General features: G+C 48.4%; 1 tRNA gene and 1 rRNA gene. Both read left to right on the top strand.

Annotated features, from left to right (window positions below):
- Positions 1–2 precede the first annotated feature (2 nt).
- A tRNA-Ala gene (locus tag KIH23_RS13545) sits at positions 3–76 on the top strand.
- 174 nt (positions 77–250) lie between these two features.
- Positions 251–3,128 (top strand): 23S ribosomal RNA (locus KIH23_RS13540).
- Positions 3,129–3,218: the final 90 nt, after the last annotated feature.

Raw genomic sequence — 3,218 nt, 5'->3', positions numbered from 1 at the left:
TTGGGGGATTAGCTCAGCTGGCTAGAGCGCCTGCCTTGCACGCAGGAGGTCAACGGTTCGACTCCGTTATTCTCCACAGGGCCGAAGCGTTAGGAAAATGTCTAGTAGACATTTTTAGCGAAGGAGCCAGGAGGTGCGTTGGCCATAGGTCACGTATATCCGTAAAGTTCATTGACATATTGAGATAAGAAAATACAAACAAAGTAGAAAGAACACGTTTTATATATTTAGGTGTATAGAACAAAAAGTACAATAAGCAAAATAAGGGCGTATGGGGGATGCCTAGGCTTCTGCAGGCGAAGAAGGACGTGATAAGCTGCGAAAAGTTTCGGGGAGCTGCACACGAGTGTTGATCCGAAAATATCCGAATGGGGCAACCCAATACATTGAAGATGTATTACCTCGATAGAGGGGCGAACGCGCTGAACTGAAACATCTAAGTAGGCGCAGGAGAAGAAAACAAAAGTGATTGCGTGAGTAGTGGCGAGCGAAAGCGTATTAGCCCAAACCGATGTTGTTACGGCAATATCGGGGTTGTAGGACCACGACATTCTATGTAAACTGAACTAGAACTACCTGGAAAGGTAGACGATACAGGGTGATAGTCCCGTATAGGTAAGGGATATAATAGATAGTGGTATCCTGAGTAGGGCGGGGCACGTGAAACCCTGTCTGAATCAAGCGGGACCATCCGCTAAGGCTAAATACTCGCAGAAGACCGATAGTGAACCAGTACTGTGAAGGAAAGGTGAAAAGAACCGTGAATAACGGAGTGAAATAGATCCTGAAACCATACGCCTACAAGCGGTCGGAGCCCATTAGTTGGGTGACGGCGTGCCTTTTGCATAATGAGCCTACGAGTTAACGTTGCTGGCAAGGATAAGTGTTTAAGACATGGATCCGTAGCGAAAGCGAGTCTGAATAGGGCGCTTTAGTCAGTAGTGTTAGACGCGAAACCGTGTGATCTACCCATGGGCAGGATGAAGCTGTGGTAACACACAGTGGAGGTCCGAACCGGTTGTCGTTGAAAAGACTTCGGATGACCTGTGGGTAGGGGTGAAAGGCCAATCAAACTCGGAAATAGCTCGTACTCCCCGAAATGCATTTAGGTGCAGCGCTGGATATAAGTTTATTAGAGGTAGAGCTACTGATTGGATGCGGGGGCTTCACCGCCTACCAATTCCTGACAAACTCCGAATGCTAATAAATGTTTACCAGCAGTGAGGGCTTGGGTGCTAAGGTCCAAGTCCGAGAGGGAAAGAACCCAGACCATCAGCTAAGGTCCCCAAATATATGCTAAGTTGAAATAACGAGGTTTGTCTGCCCAGACAGCTAGGATGTTGGCTTGGAAGCAGCCATTCATTTAAAGAGTGCGTAACAGCTCACTAGTCGAGCGGACGAGCATGGATAATAATCGGGCATAAGCATATTACCGAAGCTATGGATTTGCAGTAATGCAAGTGGTAGGGGAGCATTCTATCGGCGTAGAAGGTTTAGCGCGAGCTATGCTGGAGCTTATAGAAAAGAAAATGTAGGCATAAGTAACGATAATGCAGGCGAGAAACCTGCACACCGAAAGACTAAGGTTTCCGCAGCTATGCTAATCAGCTGCGGGTTAGTCGGGACCTAAGGCGAATCCGAAAGGAACAGTCGATGGCCAACGGGTTAATATTCCCGTACTACTGTTAATTGTGATGGGGTGACACAGTGATGAAAGTACCGCGAACTGACGGAATAGTTCGTTAAAGCACCTACCTATAGGTCCTGTAGTAAAATGCGCAGGAACTGGGGAAATGCGATAGTACACGGAGTCTTCGGACAAAGTGATAGTGTACCTAAGGGCTGTCAAGAAAAACCTCTAAACTTAGATTAACAGTACCCGTACCGTAAACCGACACAGGTAGTCGAGGAGAGAATCCTAAGGTGCTCGAGAGATTCATGGCTAAGGAATTAGGCAAAATAGACCTGTAACTTCGGGAGAAAGGTCGCCAGCGTAAGCTGGCCGCAGTGAAGAGGTCCAGGCGACTGTTTATCAAAAACACAGGGCTCTGCAAAATCGTAAGATGAAGTATAGGGCCTGACACCTGCCCGGTGCTGGAAGGTTAAGAGGAGATGTTATCTTCGGAGAAGCATTGAATTGAAGCCCCAGTAAACGGCGGCCGTAACTATAACGGTCCTAAGGTAGCGAAATTCCTTGTCGGGTAAGTTCCGACCTGCACGAATGGTGTAACGATCTGGACACTGTCTCAGCCATGAGCTCGGTGAAATTGTAGTGACGGTGAAGATGCCGTCTACCCGCAGTGGGACGAAAAGACCCTGTGCACCTTTACTATAGCTTAGTATTGACTTTGGATAAGTGATGTGTAGGATAGGTGGGAGACTATGAACCGGGTTCGCCAGGATTCGGGGAGTCATTGTTGAAATACCACCCTTTGCTTATCTGAAGCCTAACCCCGCGTTGCGGGGGACATTGCTTGGTGGGTAGTTTGACTGGGGTGGTCGCCTCCAAAAGAGTAACGGAGGCTTCTAAAGGTTCCCTCAGCACGCTTGGTAACCGTGCGTAGAGTGCAATGGCAAAAGGGAGCTTGACTGAGAGACACACAGGTCGATCAGGTACGAAAGTAGAGCATAGTGATCCGGTGGTTCCGCATGGAAGGGCCATCGCTCAAAGGATAAAAGGTACGCCGGGGATAACAGGCTGATCTCCCCCAAGAGCTCATATCGACGGGGGGGTTTGGCACCTCGATGTCGGCTCGTCACATCCTGGGGCTGGAGAAGGTCCCAAGGGTTGGGCTGTTCGCCCATTAAAGTGGCACGCGAGCTGGGTTCAGAACGTCGTGAGACAGTTCGGTCTCTATCTACTGCGGGCGTTAGAAATTTGAGTGGATCTGATTCTAGTACGAGAGGACCGAATTGGACTGACCTCTAGTGTATCTGTTGTCTCGCCAGGGGCATCGCAGAGTAGCTACGTCGGGAAGGGATAAGCGCTGAAAGCATATAAGCGCGAAACCCACCACAAGATGAGATTTCTTTTAAGGGTCGTGGAAGATGACCACGTTGATAGGCTATAGATGTAAAGGCAGTAATGTCATAGTCGAGTAGTACTAATAACCCGTAAGCTTATGTACGTCGCATCTCCCGTCGCAAGACGGGAGTGCAATCTTTCCAAATGTATTTCTTTATCTCAGTATGTTAAGATATTAGCAACCGATGTTGCA

It is taken from the genome of Flavobacterium sp. CYK-55 (assembly GCF_018413465.1).
Taxonomy (GTDB): Bacteria; Bacteroidota; Bacteroidia; order Flavobacteriales; family Flavobacteriaceae; genus Flavobacterium.
Note: the sequence above shows the minus strand (reverse complement) of the source record. Positions and strands in the feature narration are given on the sequence as shown.